This is a genomic window from Streptomyces tateyamensis (assembly GCF_003205575.1).
GTDB classification, from domain to species: Bacteria; Actinomycetota; Actinomycetes; order Streptomycetales; family Streptomycetaceae; genus Kitasatospora; species Kitasatospora tateyamensis.
In genome coordinates, this window is sequence record NZ_PYBW01000035.1 from 14,492 (window position 1) to 29,019 (window position 14,528).

Annotated in this window: 15 protein-coding genes; 5 read left to right on the forward strand and 10 right to left on the reverse strand. The window is 72.5% G+C overall.

What is annotated here, in order from left to right; translation table 11 throughout:
- Nucleotides 1-16 precede the first annotated feature (16 nt).
- Together C7C46_RS11195 and C7C46_RS11200 are read left to right on the forward strand one after the other, a co-directional pair.
- Complete coding sequence (locus C7C46_RS11195) at nt 17-1,015, forward strand: ABC transporter ATP-binding protein (protein WP_110668363.1); 999 nt, start codon at nt 17-19, stop codon at nt 1,013-1,015.
- Between the two features lies 1 nt (nt 1,016).
- Nucleotides 1,017-1,784 (forward strand): ABC transporter permease, encoded by a 768-nt coding sequence (locus C7C46_RS11200; RefSeq protein ID WP_110668364.1) that lies wholly within the window; start codon nt 1,017-1,019, stop codon nt 1,782-1,784.
- 16 nt (nt 1,785-1,800) lie between these two features.
- Here C7C46_RS11200 and C7C46_RS11205 read toward each other — a convergent pair whose 3' ends face one another.
- The gene (locus C7C46_RS11205) at nt 1,801-2,121 is read right to left on the reverse strand and encodes an ATP/GTP-binding protein (RefSeq protein ID WP_110668365.1); all 321 of its coding nucleotides are present in this window, start codon (nt 2,119-2,121) and stop codon (nt 1,801-1,803) included.
- A gap of 362 nt (nt 2,122-2,483) precedes the next feature.
- Here C7C46_RS11205 and C7C46_RS11210 point away from each other — a divergent pair, with 362 nt between their 5' ends.
- Entirely contained in the window at nt 2,484-3,638 is a 1,155-nt protein-coding gene (locus C7C46_RS11210) for an LLM class flavin-dependent oxidoreductase (protein WP_110668428.1), read from the forward strand.
- Nucleotides 3,639-3,704: 66 nt separating this feature from the next.
- On the opposite strand, the gene C7C46_RS11215 is transcribed toward C7C46_RS11210, so the two are convergent.
- On the reverse strand, nt 3,705-4,097 hold the full coding sequence (locus C7C46_RS11215) for an SCO5389 family protein (protein WP_110668366.1): 393 nt from the start codon (nt 4,095-4,097) through the stop codon (nt 3,705-3,707).
- A 770-nt stretch (nt 4,098-4,867) separates the two neighbouring features.
- On the opposite strand from C7C46_RS11215, the gene nucS reads away from it, so the two are divergent.
- Complete coding sequence (nucS, locus tag C7C46_RS11220) at nt 4,868-5,527, forward strand: endonuclease NucS (protein ID WP_110668367.1); 660 nt, start codon at nt 4,868-4,870, stop codon at nt 5,525-5,527.
- A gap of 76 nt (nt 5,528-5,603) precedes the next feature.
- Here nucS and C7C46_RS34275 read toward each other — a convergent pair whose 3' ends face one another.
- The 3 genes from C7C46_RS34275 to C7C46_RS11235 form a co-directional block, all read right to left on the reverse strand.
- Nucleotides 5,604-7,886, reverse strand: coding sequence for an ATP-binding protein (locus C7C46_RS34275; RefSeq protein ID WP_146259053.1), 2,283 nt, complete (start codon nt 7,884-7,886; stop codon nt 5,604-5,606).
- Nucleotides 7,887-8,158: 272 nt separating this feature from the next.
- Nucleotides 8,159-8,545, reverse strand: a complete 387-nt coding sequence (locus C7C46_RS11230) for an STAS domain-containing protein (protein WP_110668430.1) — start codon at nt 8,543-8,545, stop codon at nt 8,159-8,161.
- A 233-nt stretch (nt 8,546-8,778) separates the two neighbouring features.
- Nucleotides 8,779-9,651 (reverse strand): 3-hydroxyacyl-CoA dehydrogenase family protein, encoded by an 873-nt coding sequence (locus tag C7C46_RS11235; protein ID WP_110668368.1) that lies wholly within the window; start codon nt 9,649-9,651, stop codon nt 8,779-8,781.
- Between the two features lie 193 nt (nt 9,652-9,844).
- On the opposite strand from C7C46_RS11235, the gene C7C46_RS11240 reads away from it, so the two are divergent.
- Entirely contained in the window at nt 9,845-10,345 is a 501-nt protein-coding gene (locus tag C7C46_RS11240; protein ID WP_110668431.1) for a DUF6328 family protein, read from the forward strand.
- Here the strand turns inward: C7C46_RS11240 and C7C46_RS11245 are convergent.
- The 5 genes from C7C46_RS11245 to C7C46_RS11265 all read right to left on the reverse strand — a co-directional run bounded on the left by C7C46_RS11245 (nt 10,342) and on the right by C7C46_RS11265 (nt 14,516).
- Nucleotides 10,342-10,914, reverse strand: coding sequence for a cob(I)yrinic acid a,c-diamide adenosyltransferase (locus C7C46_RS11245; protein ID WP_110668371.1), 573 nt, complete (start codon nt 10,912-10,914; stop codon nt 10,342-10,344). The two genes, C7C46_RS11240 and C7C46_RS11245, sit on opposite strands and share 4 nt — an antisense overlap.
- 84 nt (nt 10,915-10,998) lie before the next feature.
- Nucleotides 10,999-11,499 (reverse strand): DUF2550 domain-containing protein, encoded by a 501-nt coding sequence (locus C7C46_RS11250; RefSeq protein WP_181442298.1) that lies wholly within the window; start codon nt 11,497-11,499, stop codon nt 10,999-11,001.
- Between the two features lie 101 nt (nt 11,500-11,600).
- Nucleotides 11,601-11,981 (reverse strand): F0F1 ATP synthase subunit epsilon, encoded by a 381-nt coding sequence (locus C7C46_RS11255; RefSeq protein ID WP_110668374.1) that lies wholly within the window; start codon nt 11,979-11,981, stop codon nt 11,601-11,603.
- A 172-nt stretch (nt 11,982-12,153) separates the two neighbouring features.
- Nucleotides 12,154-13,599: a F0F1 ATP synthase subunit beta gene (gene atpD / locus C7C46_RS11260; RefSeq protein ID WP_110668377.1), complete on the reverse strand. Its 1,446-nt coding sequence runs from the start codon at nt 13,597-13,599 to the stop codon at nt 12,154-12,156.
- 2 nt (nt 13,600-13,601) lie between these two features.
- Nucleotides 13,602-14,516, reverse strand: a complete 915-nt coding sequence (locus C7C46_RS11265; protein ID WP_110668379.1) for a F0F1 ATP synthase subunit gamma — start codon at nt 14,514-14,516, stop codon at nt 13,602-13,604.
- Between the last annotated feature and the right edge of the window lie 12 nt (nt 14,517-14,528).

A 14,528-nucleotide genomic window follows, 5' to 3' on the forward strand; every position in this document is an offset into this window, starting at 1 on the left:
CGGATCGGGAGCTGCGATGATCGAACTGCACGAACTGACCAAGCGTTACGGCGCCAAGACCGCGGTCGACCACCTGACCTTCACCGTGCGCCAGGGCGTCGTCACCGGCTTCCTCGGCCCCAACGGCGCTGGCAAGTCGACCACCATGCGGATGATCCTCGACCTGGACCGCCCGACCAGCGGCCGGGTCTCCATCGACGGCAAGGGCTACGGCCACCTGAGTGAGCCGCTGAAGTACATCGGCGCGCTGCTGGAGGCCAAGGCGGTGCACCCCGGCCGCACCGCCCGCGACCACCTGCTCTGGCTGGCCCAGAGCAACCGGATCTCCACGCGCCGGGTGGACGAGGTGCTCGCCCAGGTCGGTCTGACCGAGGTGGCCAACCAGCGGTCCCGCGGCTTCTCGCTCGGCATGAGCCAGCGGCTCGGCATCGCCTCGGCACTGCTCGGCGACCCGGAGATCCTGATGTTCGACGAGCCGGTCAACGGGCTCGACCCCGAGGGCATCCTGTGGATCCGCAACCTGATGAAGCGGCTGGCCGCCGAGGGCCGCACCGTCTTCGTCTCCTCGCACCTGATGAGCGAGATGGCGCTGACCGCCGAGCACCTGGTGGTGATCGGCCGGGGCAAGCTGCTGGCCGACCTGCCGATGGCCCAGTTCATCGAGCAGAACTCGCGCTCCTCGGTGCGGCTGCGCACCCCGCACCCGGAGCAGTTGCTGGACGCGCTGGCCCGGCAGTCGATCACCGCCGAGCCGGGCCCGGAGGGCAGCTGGGAGGTGCCGGACGGGGACGCCGCCGGCCTCGGCGAGCTGGCCGCCGCGCACGGCATCACGCTGCACGAGCTCAGCCCGCAACGGGCCTCCCTGGAGGAGGCGTTCATGCAGATGACGGCCGACTCGGTGGAGTACCACGTGGACGGGACCGGCGCGCCACTGACCGGCACCACCGTCCCGGGGGCCGGACCTGACTGGGGCGCCGACTGGCGCCGGCCGAGCAAGCAGAAGGGCAGCGACTGAGATGGCCTCCTTCCCCGCGATCCTGCGCTCCGAGTGGACCAAGATCCGCAGCGTCCGCTCGACGGTCTGGACCCTGCTGCTGGCCTTCCTGGTGACGGCGGCGCTCGGCGCGCTGCTCTCGCTGCTCACCAAGAACAACTTCGAGGACTTCCGCAAGGGCGCCAGCGCCCCGTTCGACGCCACCGCGACCAGCTTCGCCGGGATCATGCTGGGCGAGATCGCGATGATCGTCTTCGGCGTACTGGCGATCGGCAACGAGTACAGCACCGGGATGATCCGGGTCTCGCTGGCGGCGGTGCCGCAGCGCGGCACGCTGCTGACCGGCAAGGCCATGGTGATCGGCGGGCTGGCCCTGCTGGTCTCGCTGGTCACCGCCTTCGTCACGTTCTTCCTCGGCCAGGCCCTGCTGGGCGGCCACCGCACCACGATCGGCTCGCCCGACGTGCTGCGCGCGGTGCTCGGCGCGGCGGTCTACCTGACCCTGCTCTGCCTCTTCTCGGCCGGGGTGACCGTGATGCTGCGCAGCCAGACGCTGGCGCTGGGCGTGCTGGTGCCGTTCTTCTTCCTGCTCTCGCCGATCCTGTCCGCGGTGCCGAAGGTGAAGACCGTGGCGCACTACTTCCCGGACTACGCCGGGCGCCAGATGATCGCCGTGTTCCAGGCGCCGAGCGAACCGTACGGCTGGCTGGCCGGGTTCTTCATCTGCGCCGGCTGGACCCTGCTCGCGCTGCTCGGCGGCGCCATGGTCCTCAGGTCGCGCGACGCCTGAGCCGGCTGAGCCGGCGTCAGTACCTCGGAGCGCCGCGGCCGCGCTGCACCGCCGAGCCACGGCGCTCCCGCGCGCCCCAGCAGGCCCGGTGCCAGTGCCGGCGGTCCTCCACCCCGGCGCCGTGGTCCGGCCAGGCCACCACGTGGCCGACCCCGGGCGGGACCTCCTGGTCGCAGCCGGGGCAGCGGTAGCTGCGGCCCGCGGTGCCGGCCACCGTCTGCACGATCCAGTCCTCGCCACCGAAGCGCTCCACCCGGCGCAGGCCGCCGCCCAGCGGTGCGGGAGCCCCCTCGCTGCGCTCGGGGTGACTGCTGCTCCGGTTGCGACGGGGGGACACGGTTTCACCTTTCGGCCGGGGCTCGGGCGCCGCCCGTTGCGGCAAGGCGGCGATCCCAGGGTACGGGCCGCTCCATCTGACCCTTATCATGCGGCCGGAGGCCCCCAGGTGGTTTTCCGGTAAGTCCACCCGATCTTCAGGGAAAACAGTGGTTCAGGGTGCCAATGGCACATGACATGAGTTACTCACGTGGGGACAGTTACTCACCAGGGGACAGGGCGGGGCCGGTCGGACCGCTCGCACCCGAGGAGGGCATTCCCGTGACCCAGACCCGTGCCGATCTCCCCCCACTGGCGGCCGCCGAGCTGCCCCCGGTCACCGCACCGCAGCCGGCCGCCCGTCCCCGGGCCGCCGAAGACACTTTGCGGGTCGGCGCCTTCCTGCTCTCCGCCCAGTTCCCCGGGCAGACCCACGCCCAGGCGCTGGAGCGGACGGTGGCGGCCACGGTGGCCGCCGAGCAGGCCGGACTGGACGCGGTCTGGCTGGCCGAGCACCACTTCGTCCCGTACGGCGTCTGCCCCAACGCCGCCACGCTGGCCGCGCTGCTGCTCGGCCGGACCAGGCGGATCCAACTGGGCACCGCGGTCAGCGTGCTCTCCACCACCCACCCGGTGGCCCTGGGCGAGCAGGCCGCGCTGCTGCACCTGACCTCCGGTGGCCGGTTCACCCTCGGGGTCGGGCGCGGCGGCCCGTGGATCGACCTGGCCGTCTTCGGCAGCGGGCTGGCCGCCTACGAGGAGGGCTTCGCCGAGCGGCTGGACCTGCTGCTGCGCTGGCTGCGCGGCTCCCGGGTCGGCGCCGACGGGCCGCAGTTCAGCTTCCCCGAGGTCGAGGTGGTGCCGCGGGCGATGGAGCCGTTCGGCACCGAGCTGGCCAACTGGCTGGGCCTGCCGACCGCCCCGGCGCTGCGCTTCCCGCGCCAGCGCACCGAGGACGGGCGCGGCACTGCGCGGACGGCCCCGGCGCGGGCGGTGGAGCCGGTCACGCCGGCCGGCCCGCCGATGGTGGTCGCGTGCACCTCCCCCGGCAGCGTCCGGCTGGCCGCCGAGCGCGGGCTGCCGATGCTGCTCGGCATGCACTCCGGCGACGAGGACAAGCAGGCCATGCTGGCGGCCTACCGCGGTGCCTGGCGGGCCGCCGGCCGCGGCGAGGAACAGCTCGCCCGGGTGGAGCGCGAGCACGTCGCCGCCGGGGTGGCCCAGGTGGCGGACCGGAACCTGACCGCCCGTCAGGTCCTGCTGGACGCGATGCCGGCCTGGTTCGAGTACGGGCTGGGCGCGCACCGCACGGTGGACGGGCGCGAGCGCCGGATGCGCGATCCGCACGCGTACACCCGGCTGCTCTGCGACCTGCACGCGGTGGGCACCGCGCGCCAGTGCGCCGACCGGCTGCTGGCCACCGCCGAGCGGACCGGGATCCGCCGCTTCGCGCTGCTCGCCGAGGGCTCCGGCGACCAGGAGGCCACCCTGCACAACATCGAGCGGCTCGGCGCCGAGGTACTGCCGCAGCTGGCTTGAGCCGGCGCCAGTTCCTGACGCGCCGTCGACCGGCCTGCGCGGCCGGCCGACGGGCTCACCCCGGCGTCAGCAGTCGCGCAGCTCGGCCGACTGGTTGAGCAGTTGGGCCCGGACCGAGGTGAAGCGCCGGTGGCGCTCCTCGGCCTCGGCGGACGGCCCGAAGACCGCGACCCGGTGGCAGTTCTGGAAGGCCAGCTGCACACCGAAGTGCCGCTGCAGGGCGCCGCGGATGGCGTCGCTGGCCATCGCGCGCAGCAGTTGGCCGCGCGCCTGCTCGCTCGGCGGCGGGACCTGGTTGTCCGCAAAGCCGGTGCCGTCGACCTCCATCTGGGCGACGAGCGAGCTGATCAGGTCCCAGGCGTAGGGCAGGGACGTACGGACGCAGTCGACGAACTCCCGCTCGTCGACGTCGCCTCGCTCGGCCTTCTCCAGAAGGGCCGGTGAGACGTCGAGCGACATGGGTTCTCCTCTCGCGGTCCACCACGCGCACCTCGCGCGGGTGGTGGTGCAGTGGTGCGCTTGGTGCTGTTGCCGTGCTGTCGGTGCTGTTGCCGTGCTCAGTCGGTTGGCCCGTCGGGGCGTGCCGGCCGGGGCCGCCGGGGCTCTGCCAGGGTGGCAGGCCAGCCCCCGCAAATCTGGCGAATGCCACGATTCCCGCCGAAATCGGCGGCGGCGTGGCCAGAATGGCCGGAATCGATCCAGAACTCCATGTCCCACACACTCCATCCCCGTTTGGCTACGTGGGCGTTCGAAGGCGTCACCCAACGTAGCGGCCCGTACGCGCAGGCGCCAGACCGCGGGAGCGAACGGCTCCCCTGTTCCCATGGTTCGCCCCCTTCTACTCCCCGGTACACCCTGCGGACCGACTCGCTTCAATTGGCTCTGCAGCGCTGGGCGGCGGATCCGCGCGTAGCGGCACCGGCCCCGCACGGGGCCGGGCATCGCGTCCGCAGTCGAACGGGTCCGCGGCGGATTGACGTACCCACCGTTCGCCTCTGGTCACTTGTCGTGAGCGGGTCCGGACGGCCACGAGCGGGGTCCGGCAGCACCCGGTGCCGCGTCAGGCAGCCTTCGCCCCGTCGCGGCCTGCGGCACGCGCTCTCGCCGCACCGGCCGAAGGCCCGAGTACGACCCAGCACGAGGACCTCCGTCCGGCAGGCCGACAGCACGCACCGGAGACCGCTCCTTGACGGGCAGAGGCTGCCTGACGCGGCACTAGGCTTGCCTCCATGCGCCTTGTCATCGCCCGCTGCTCCGTCGACTACGCCGGCCGGCTCTCCGCCCACCTGCCCTCCGCGACCCGCCTGATCCTGGTGAAGGCGGACGGGAGCGTGAGCATCCACGCCGACGACCGCGCCTACAAGCCGCTCAACTGGATGTCGCCGCCCTGCACGCTCAAGGAGGCAGAGGGCAGTTGGACGGTGGTGAACAAGGCGGGCGAGAAGCTGATCATCACGCTGGAGGAGGTGCTGCACGACTCCTCGCACGAGCTCGGGGTGGACCCCGGCCTGATCAAGGACGGCGTCGAGGCACACCTGCAGGAGCTGCTGGCCGACCGGATGGAGGTGCTCGGCACCGGCTGGAGCCTGGTCCGCCGGGAGTACCCGACCGCGATCGGGCCGGTGGACATCCTGTGCCGGGACGCGGCCGGCGCCACGGTGGCGGTGGAGATCAAGCGGCGCGGCGAGATCGACGGCGTCGAACAGCTCACTCGCTACCTGGAGCTGCTCAACCGGGACCCGCTGCTCGCGCCGGTCAGGGGCGTCTTCGCGGCCCAGGAGATCAAGCCGCAGGCCCGGGTGCTGGCCGCCGACCGGGGCATCGCCTGCGTGGTGCTGGACTACGACGGGCTGCGCGGGATCGACGACGACAAGCTGAAGCTGTTCTGACGCTCCGTCGGCACTGAGTGAGGTCGCGCCGGGCGGGGGCAGTCGGCGGAACCGACTTCCCCCGCCCAGCGGCCGGTCAGCCGGTCGGGCCGCCCGCAGCGCCGGTGGTGGTGGGCGGAGCGGTGGTCGGCGCGGGCGTGGTGGGTACGGGCGTGGTGGGGGCGGCCGAGGTGGTGCTCGCACTCGGCGAGGGCGTCGCCGACTTGGTGGTGGTCGGCGGGGGCGCCACCGGTGTGGTGGGCGCCGACGACTGCTGCGCAGTGGTGCTGCTCGGACGGTCCGGGGTCGCGCCCGGGGTGGTGCTGCGGTCCCGCGAGGCGCTCGCCGACGCCGAGGCGGAGGCCGATCCGGAGGCGGACGGAGAGGCCGAGGCCGACCCGCTCGCCGAGGCCGAACCGCTGTCGGTGGCCGTGGCACTCGCGGAGGCGGACACCGAAGCCCCGCCGCCGGTGAGCAGCGTCCCGGACACCCCGCTGTCGCCGCCGGTGGTCCCGGCACCCGGTCCGCCGGCCGGGTCCGACCCGGAGCCCATCACGCCGACCGCCGTACCGGCCACCGCGAGCACCACCAGCCCGGAGGCCGCCAGCACCAGGTTGCGCCGGGACCAGCCGCGCAGCACCGAGGCCGACTGCCGGCTGCGCGCGGCCAGCGCCCGGATCACCGGGCGGCGCAGCACCTGGGTGGCCGGCTCGGCCGCCACCGGCTCCGACTCGATCTGCTGAAGGAGCGTCAGCAGCCGCCGGGAGGCCAGCTGGGCCCGGGTGTCCCCGGCCATGCCGCGCAGCGCCCCGGCCGCCTCCAGGGCCGCCCTGGCCCGCTCGTGCTCGCCGAGGCAGAACCAGTAGACCCCCGACTCGTGCAGGAACCACGCCTCGTCCCGCGGACTGGCCAGTTCCCGGGAGACCGCGGCCCCGATGTCCAGCGCCGCGCGCCAGGCCCCCCAGCGCAGCGCCAGCGCCAGGGCGGGGGCCGCCGCCCTGGCCAGTCCGAGCACCGCCTCGGGGCGGCGGGCGGCCTGGTCGGCGTAGAGCGCGCCCAGCACCACCTCGGCCTCGGCCGCGATCTGGGCCGCGCTCACCGAGCCGTGCCCGAGCCACCAGGAGAAGTGCTGGGCCGCCCCCTCGATCCGCACCCGCTCGGCCGCGAAGACCGGGGCCAGTGCCTCCAGCACGCCGCCGGTGAGCCGGTGGTGACCGCCGATCGACTCGGCCAGCCCGCACTCGACCAGCTCGCGCAGCGCGCTCTCGCCGTGGTCGACGTCGATCAGCGCGGGCAGGTGGGGGGCGGTGGGGCACTCGCCGTCGAAGGCCACCGCCAGCCGCAGCACCCGCTGGGCCGACTCGGTCAGCCCGTCCAGCAGCAGCAGTGCGGGGGCGGCCGCCTCGGCCACCGAGGGCAGCGGGACGGTGCTGCGCAGCTCGGCCTCGCGCACCGCCGGGTCGGCGTAGGCGTCCTCCGCGGCGGCCCCGCCGAACAGGTCCAGCCGGTCCTCCTCGGCGGCCAGCAGCGCGTCCACCTCGCTGTCGCGGCGGCGCAGCAGCGCGGCCGCCTGGACGAAGCGCAGCGGCAGGCCCTGGGACTCGAACCAGAGGTCCACCGCCCAGGCCCGCTCGGCCTCGTCCAGCGGGCGGCCGGCCAGCCGCGCGGTGAGCGCCAGGCAGGCGGTCCGGGAGAGCCCCGCCACCACGTGGTCCTCCAGCCGGGAGCCGACCGGCAGCGCCCCGCCGGAGCCGGGCGCGGCGGCTATCAGGAACGCGCACTCGGGCGCGGTGGCCAGCAGCTGCTCCAGCTCGGCACCGTCCGGCGCCACCTCGTCGATCACCACCACGGCGCCCACCGCGCCCAGCAGCTCGGGCAGTTCGGCCGCGCCGGGCCGGTAGCCGGCGCCCTGGTAGGCGGCGGCGTAGAGGTCCTGCAGCAGGTCCGCAGTCGAACGCCGGTGGCCGGCCAGCCGCAGCACCCCGTGCGGGGCCAGTTCGCCCGCGGCCTCGGCCACGGCCGCCAGCAGTGCGCTGCGCCCGGAGCCGGGCTCGCCGACCAGGCGCACCGAGCGGCCCTCGGCCAGCAGCCCGAGCAGGGTGGCGAGTTCCGCCTCGCGGTCCAGCAGCGGCATGTCGCCGGCCGCGGCGCCGAGCGCCACCGGGCCGACCGCGGGGGTGGGTCCGGGGCCGGCTGCGGCCCGGGCGAACGGGCGGGCCCGGTCGACCGCCAACCGCGGCGCCGGGCGGCGGTCCGGCGGGCAGAGCGCCAGGTCCGTGCCGTCGGTTCCGCCGACGGTGACCAGGTACCGCCCGGCCACCAGGTCACCCGCCCGCACCCGCAGGGTCTCCTGCCCGAAATCGCCGGTTGGCTGTGACACGATGCGCTCCGCCTGTGCTCCGCCGACGACCGTGTCGTCGGCCGCCGTTGAGAGGGACCGGGCCGATCGGGAGCGTCCGGTGCGCCCGTCGGCGACGGGCGGTCAGCTCGTCCGGCGGCGCCCGCTGCGGCCGGCTCGGTCGAGTGATGGAGACCCGTCAGGCGCAGACTCTCGCACACTCGGGCGCCCCCGCGCAGCGCCGGTCCCCTTCCTGGGGCGGTGCGGCACGCTGGGTGGCCGCCGGGTCACCCAGCGGCGCGGGTGAGGGGCGGTCAGCGCGGGGCGATCGCCGAGGGCATCGGTGCGGCGCCGGGCACCCCGGCCAGCCCGGGCAGGGTGGCGCCGTACGGGTCGGCGACGGCGCCCTCGACCGCCAGGATCCGGTGCAGCCGGGTGGCCACCAGCAGCCGCTGCAACTGGGCCGGCACCGCGCGCAGCACCAGGCGGCGGCCCAGCCGGCCGGCCCGGCGGTGGGTCCCCATGATCACGCCGAGCCCGGTGGCGTCCCAGGACTCGAGGCCGCACAGGTCGAGCACCAGGTCACCGCTGCCCCCGTCCACCGCCTGGTGCAGGCGGGCCCGGGCGTCGGCGGCGCCGCGCACGTCCAGCCGACCCTCCAGGGCGAGGACAGCCTGGCCGCCGGCTGCCGGGTACTCCACGATGCGCACGCTGTCCTCCTCTGCGGGGGTTCTTCGGGGGCGGGCGTCTCCACCATCTGACGCCGGACCAGCGGTCCAGGTTTCTGCCCCCGGCCGGATCTGAAGCAACTTCACTCGTCCGAGGGAATATACGCAGGAGTGCCTGGTACTCACGCTCGATTGCGGTGCAAATCACCCGTCCGGGCCGCCGCTCGTGAGCAAGCTCACCAGCGGACGACCCGACCGGCGGACCGTCAGCCCTGGTAGCCGTAGAAGCCGCGCCCGCTCTTGCGGCCGAGGTCCCCGGCGGTGACCATCCGGGCCATGATCTCCGGGGCGGCGAACTTCTCGTCCTGGGTCTCGGCGTAGATGTTGCGGGCCGCGTGCAGCAGGATGTCCACGCCGGTCAGGTCCGCGGTCTGCAGCGGGCCCATCGGATGGCCGAAGCCAAGGCGGCAGGCGGTGTCGATGTCCTCGGCGCTGGCCACGCCCGACTCGTAGAGCTTGGCCGCCTCCACCACCAGCGCGGTGATCAGCCGGGTGGTGACGAAGCCGGCCACGTCGCGGTTGACCACCACCACCTCCTTGCCCACCCCCTCGGCGTAGGCCCGGACCGCGGCCAGCGTCTCGTCACTGGTCTTGTAGCCGCGCACCAGCTCGACCAGGCGCATCAGCGGCACCGGGGAGAAGAAGTGCACGCCGACCACCGACTCCGGGCGGTCGGTGACCGCCGCGATCCGGGTGATCGGGATCGCCGAGGTGTTGCTGCCCAGCACCGCGCCGTCCTTGGCGATCTTGTCCAGCTCGCGGAAGACCGCCTCCTTGACCTCCAGCTGCTCGAACACCGCCTCGATCACGATGTCCGCCTCCCCCACCGCGCCCAGGTCGGTGGTGGTGGTGATCCGGGCCAGCGCCGCCGCGGCCTCCTCCTCGGTCAGCCGGCCCTTGGCGACGAACTTGGCGTACGAGGCCTTGATCCCGTCCAGTCCACGTGTCAGCGCCTGCTCCGTCACGTCCCGCAGCACCACCGGGTGACCGGCCTGCGCCGAGACCTGCGCGATGCCCGCGCCCATCAGTCCGGCACCGATCACCGCGATCTGCTGACGCTGCGTGGAAACACTGCTCATGGCTGGCTCTCCCGAAGTCCGTCCGGGCGCGCTCCAGGATTGGGGGTGCCTCCGCCCGAAGGGGTGGGGGGCGGATCACCCCCAGGGAGCCGCGCCGCTCTCGGCTCGGACTGTAGTGCCCGCGGCCGGGTGATGAAACGACTCCCGGGTGTGATCTGTGTCGGGCGCCGGGCCGCTCGGCACAATGGCCCGCATGACCGACGACGCCGCCCCCGAGCCACTCCGGTACGAGTCCGCCGCCCAGCGCGCCGACCGCAACCTGGTCGAGCTGCTGCAGGAGCTCCGGGTGATCCAGACCGGGGTGCAGATCGTCTTCGCGTTCCTGCTCGGGCTGGCGTTCACCAGCCGGTTCCCGGAGCTGGACGCCTTCGAGCGCGACACCTACATCACCACCCTGCTGCTCACCGTGCTGGCCTCGGCGGTGCTGGCCACCCCGGTCGCGATCCACCGGGCGCTGTTCCACCGCGGCTACAAGCGACGGATCGTCAAGGTCTCGTCCCGGCTGACGGTGATCGGCCTGGTGATCCTGTCGCTTGCGCTCAACGGCGCGGTGCTGCTGGTCACCGACGTGGTGCTGGGCACCGCCGCGGCGGCCGCGATCACCGCGACCACCACGGCGCTGTTCGCGCTGCTCTGGTTCGTGCTCCCGTGGACCCTGCGCCCCGACGCGTCCGAACGGCCGCCGCTCGGTTAGCGGTTCTCCCCCGGCACCCAGAGCACGTCGCCGTTCTCCTTGTTGGCCACCCGGGCCAGGATGAAGAGCAGGTCGGAGAGCCGGTTCAGGTACTTGGCGGTGAGCGGGTTGACGGTGTCGCCGTGCGCCTCGATCGCCGCCCAGGTGGACCGCTCGGCCCGGCGCACCACGGTGCAGGCCAGGTGCAGGTGGGCCGCCCCGGGGGTGCCGCCGGGCAGGATGAAGCTGCGCAGCTTCTCCAACTGCGCCAGGTAGCGGTCGCACTCGGCTTCCAGCCGGTCGATGTAGCCCTGCTCGACCCGCAGCGGCGGGTACTTGGGATCCGCCACCACGGGGGTGGCCAGGTCCGCCCCGACGTCGAAGAGGTCGTTCTGAATCCGCGTCAGCACGGTCACCAGCTCGCCCGCCAGGCCCCCGGTGGCGATCGCCAGGCCGAGCACCGCGTTGGCCTCGTTGGCGTCCGCGTAGGCGATCAGCCGCGGGTCGGTCTTGGTGGTGCGGCTCATGTCGCCGAGCGCGGTGCTGCCGTCGTCCCCGGTCCGGGTGTAGATGCGCGTGAGGTTGACCATGCGGTGCAGCCTACTCAGCCCTGGGCGACGTTGACCCTCCGCCGTCCTTCGGGCGGGGGCGCCCCCAGTCCGAGAGTCTCGTCGCTACGCGACGTTGACTCTCTGCCCGGGCGGGGCCGCCTCCAGCCAGGCCAGGAAGCCGGTCAGGGCGTCCTCGCTCATCGCCAGTTCCAGCGGGGCGCCGTCGAGCAGACAGCGCAGCACCACCGAGCCGGAGAGCAGGGCCAGCTCCTCCTGCCCCTCGGGGTAGCGCCGGCCCAGCACCTCGATCTCCCGGCGGGGCAGCACCTTGCGCGCGCGGGGGGCGTAGGAGAAGACCCGGAACCACTCGATGTGGTCCCCGCTGTACCGCCCGATACCGAAAACCCACCCCTTGCCGTCGGTCGCGGGGACCGGGGCGGAGGTGGGCTGGCCGTTCTCGTCGAGATCCGGGAGCGTGGAGGCGTTCTCCGGCATTTTGAGCCGGTAGCTGCAGTCGAAGGTGCCGCCGACCCGCTGGATCAACCGCCGGCGTACCGCGAACGCCAGCAGGCCGCCCACCCCGAGGGTCACGACCGCCGCGCACACCACAAGGGCGAGGACCATGCTCACCGACCTCCTCGCTACCCGCATCCCCGTTTATCAACCGATACGACAGTCCCGGGGTCACGCTCAGGCGTCCCCGGGACCGTCGGTCAAGCTCAGTGTCAGGCAGCCTTGCGGCGGCCCACCGCGACGAGGCGAACCTCGGCGCGGCGCTCCGCGTGCGCGTCGCTCTCGCTCTTGGCGAGCTCCAGCGCACGCTCCGCGCGGGTCACATCGATCTCGTCCGCGAGCTCGGCGATCTCCGCCAGCAGCGACAGCTTGTTGTCGGCGAACGAGATGAAGCCACCGTGCACGGCGGCGATGACCGTGCCGCCGTCGGTGGTGCGAATGGTCACCGGACCGGACTCCAGCACGCTCAGCACCGGGGTGTGGTTCGGCATGATGCCGGTGTCACCGGAAGCCGTGCGGGCGACGACAAGGGTGGCCGTACCGGACCACACCTTGCGGTCGGCTGCGACCAGCTCGACGTGCAGCTCAGCCAACGTGGGCTCCTAGGCTCTTGCAACGCCCGATCGCTCGGGAGTTTCGGTAAGAATAACGGGCTCACGCCCCTCGGATGAAACGAGCGGCGCACAGATGACCGGAATCACAGCCACCGAGCCGTGAGGGGTGGTCCCCAGCAGCGGGGACCACCCCTCACCAACTCAGCGCGCCTTACTTCTTGGCCAGCTCGGCGGCGTTGCGCTCGAGGTCCTCGATGCCACCGCACATGAAGAAGGCCTGCTCCGGAACGGAGTCGTACTTGCCGTCAGCGATGCGGTTGAACGCCTCGATGGTCTCCGACAGCGGCACGGTCGAACCCTCGACACCGGTGAACTGCTTCGCCACGTAGGTGTTCTGCGAGAGGAAGCGCTCGATCCGACGGGCCCGGTGGACGGTGATCTTGTCGTCCTCGGAGAGCTCGTCGATGCCGAGGATCGCGATGATGTCCTGGAGGTCCTTGTACTTCTGCAGGATCCCCTTGACGCGAACCGCGGTGTCGTAGTGGTCCTGCGCGATGTAGCGCGGGTCCAGGATGCGGGACGTGGAGTCCAGCGGGTCGACGGCCGGGTAGATGCCCTTCTCCGAGATCGGGCGCGACAGAACGGTGGTCGCGTCCAGGTGGGCGAAGGTGGTGGCCGGGGCCGGGTCGGTCAGGTCGTCCGCGGGGACGTAGATCGCCTGCATCGAGGTGATCGAGTGACCGCGGGTCGAGGTGATGCGCTCCTGCAGGAGGCCCATCTCGTCGGCCAGGTTCGGCTGGTAACCCACCGCGGAGGGCATCCGGCCGAGCAGGGTCGACACCTCGGAACCGGCCTGGGTGAACCGGAAGATGTTGTCGATGAAGAGCAGCACGTCCTGGCCCTGCACATCGCGGAAGTACTCCGCCATGGTCAGCGCGGACAGGGCGACCCGCAGGCGGGTGCCCGGCGGCTCGTCCATCTGGCCGAAGACCAGCGCGGTCTTGTCCAGGACGTTGGAGTCGATCATCTCCTGGATCAGGTCGTTGCCCTCACGGGTACGCTCCCCGACGCCGGCGAAGACCGAGACACCACCGAAGTTGGCGGCGACGCGGTAGATCATCTCCTGGATCAGAACGGTCTTGCCGACACCGGCACCACCGAACAGGCCGATCTTGCCACCGCGGACGTACGGGGTGAGCAGGTCGACGACCTTGATGCCGGTCTCGAACATCTCGGTCTTCGGCTCGAGGTCCGCGAAGTTCGGCGCCTTGCGGTGGATCGGCCAGCGCTCGGTGACCTGGGTGTTGAACTCCGCCTGGTCGACGTTGAGCACGTCGCCCAGGGCGTTGAACACCTTGCCCTTGGTCACGTCGCCGACCGGCACCGAGATCGCGGCACCGGTGTCGGTCACCTGCGCGCCGCGGACCAGGCCGTCGGTGGGCTGCATCGAGATGGCCTTGATCAGGCCGTCGCCCAGGTGCTGGGCGACCTCGAGGGTCAGGGTCTTGCGGCCGGTGCCGTCGGGGTTGTCCACCTCGACGTGCAGGGCGTTGAACATCTCCGGAATCGCGTCGACGGGGAACTCCACGTCGACGACCGGGCCGATGACCCGCGCGACGCGGCCCGTCGCCGTGGTCGGCTCAACAGTGGTGGTCATTCTCATTCGCTCCCCGCGCTAGCGTCGGCCAGCGCGTTGGCGCCACCGACGATCTCGCTGATTTCCTGGGTGATCTCGGCCTGACGGGCCGAGTTGGCAAGCCGCGTCAGCGACTTGATGAGCTCGCCGGCGTTGTCGGTCGCGCTCTTCATCGCGCGCCGGCGGGCGGCGTGCTCGGAAGCGGCCGACTGCAGCATCGCGTTGTAGATCCGGCTCTCGACGTACCGCGGCAGCAGCGCGTCCAGGACGCCCTCCGCCGACGGCTCGAAGTCGTAGAGCGGGAAGATCTCGCCCTTGGCCGGCCGGTCGTCGCTGAGCTGGACATCGTCCAGCTTCAGCGGCAGCAGGCGGGCGTCGACGGGGGTCTGGGTGAGCATGGACTCGAACTTCGTCGAGACCAGGTGCAGCTCGTCCACCCCGCCGGTCTCGGCCGTGAAGGCCTCGATCAGCGTGGCGGCCACCGTCTTCGCGTCGGCGTAGGTCGGCTTGTCCGAGAAGCCGGTCCAGGAGTCCGTCACCGCGAGGTTGCGGAACCCGTAGAACTGGACGCCCTTGCGACCGCAGATGTAGGTGACGACCTCCTTGCCCTCCGCCTTCAGGCGCGCGCTGAGCGCGGTCGCCTGCTTGATGGCGTTGGTGGAGTAGCCGCCGGCCAGGCCGCGGTCGGCCGTGACCAGGAGCACCGCGGCGCGCTTGGCGGCCGGGTTCTCCGTGGTCAGCGGGTGCTTGGCGGTCGACCGGGTGGCGACCGCGGTCACCGCCCGGGTCAGCTCATCGGCGTACGGAGTGGAGGCGGCCACCGCGCGCTGCGCCTTGACGATGCGCGACGCGGAGATCATCTCCATCGCCTTGGTGATCTTCTTCGTCGCGGTGACAGAGCGGATCCGGCGCTTGTAGACCCGAAGCTGTGCTCCCATGGGTCGTTACGT

What these genes read in the sequence shown, in the direction of transcription:
- C7C46_RS11235 (WP_110668368.1), bottom strand. Translation starts at nt 9,651, where the DNA reads ATGAGCAGTGTTTCCACGCAGCGTCAGCAGATCGCGGTGATCGGTGCC.
- C7C46_RS11200 (WP_110668364.1), top strand. Translation starts at nt 1,017, where the DNA reads ATGGCCTCCTTCCCCGCGATCCTGCGCTCCGAGTGGACCAAGATCCGC.
- C7C46_RS11195 (WP_110668363.1), top strand. Translation starts at nt 17, where the DNA reads ATGATCGAACTGCACGAACTGACCAAGCGTTACGGCGCCAAGACCGCG.
- nucS (WP_110668367.1), top strand. Translation starts at nt 4,868, where the DNA reads ATGCGCCTTGTCATCGCCCGCTGCTCCGTCGACTACGCCGGCCGGCTC.
- atpD (WP_110668377.1), bottom strand. Translation starts at nt 13,599, where the DNA reads ATGACCACCACTGTTGAGCCGACCACGGCGACGGGCCGCGTCGCGCGG.
- C7C46_RS11240 (WP_110668431.1), top strand. Translation starts at nt 9,845, where the DNA reads ATGACCGACGACGCCGCCCCCGAGCCACTCCGGTACGAGTCCGCCGCC.
- C7C46_RS11250 (WP_181442298.1), bottom strand. Translation starts at nt 11,499, where the DNA reads ATGGTCCTCGCCCTTGTGGTGTGCGCGGCGGTCGTGACCCTCGGGGTG.
- C7C46_RS11265 (WP_110668379.1), bottom strand. Translation starts at nt 14,516, where the DNA reads ATGGGAGCACAGCTTCGGGTCTACAAGCGCCGGATCCGCTCTGTCACC.
- C7C46_RS11215 (WP_110668366.1), bottom strand. Translation starts at nt 4,097, where the DNA reads ATGTCGCTCGACGTCTCACCGGCCCTTCTGGAGAAGGCCGAGCGAGGC.
- C7C46_RS11245 (WP_110668371.1), bottom strand. Translation starts at nt 10,914, where the DNA reads ATGGTCAACCTCACGCGCATCTACACCCGGACCGGGGACGACGGCAGC.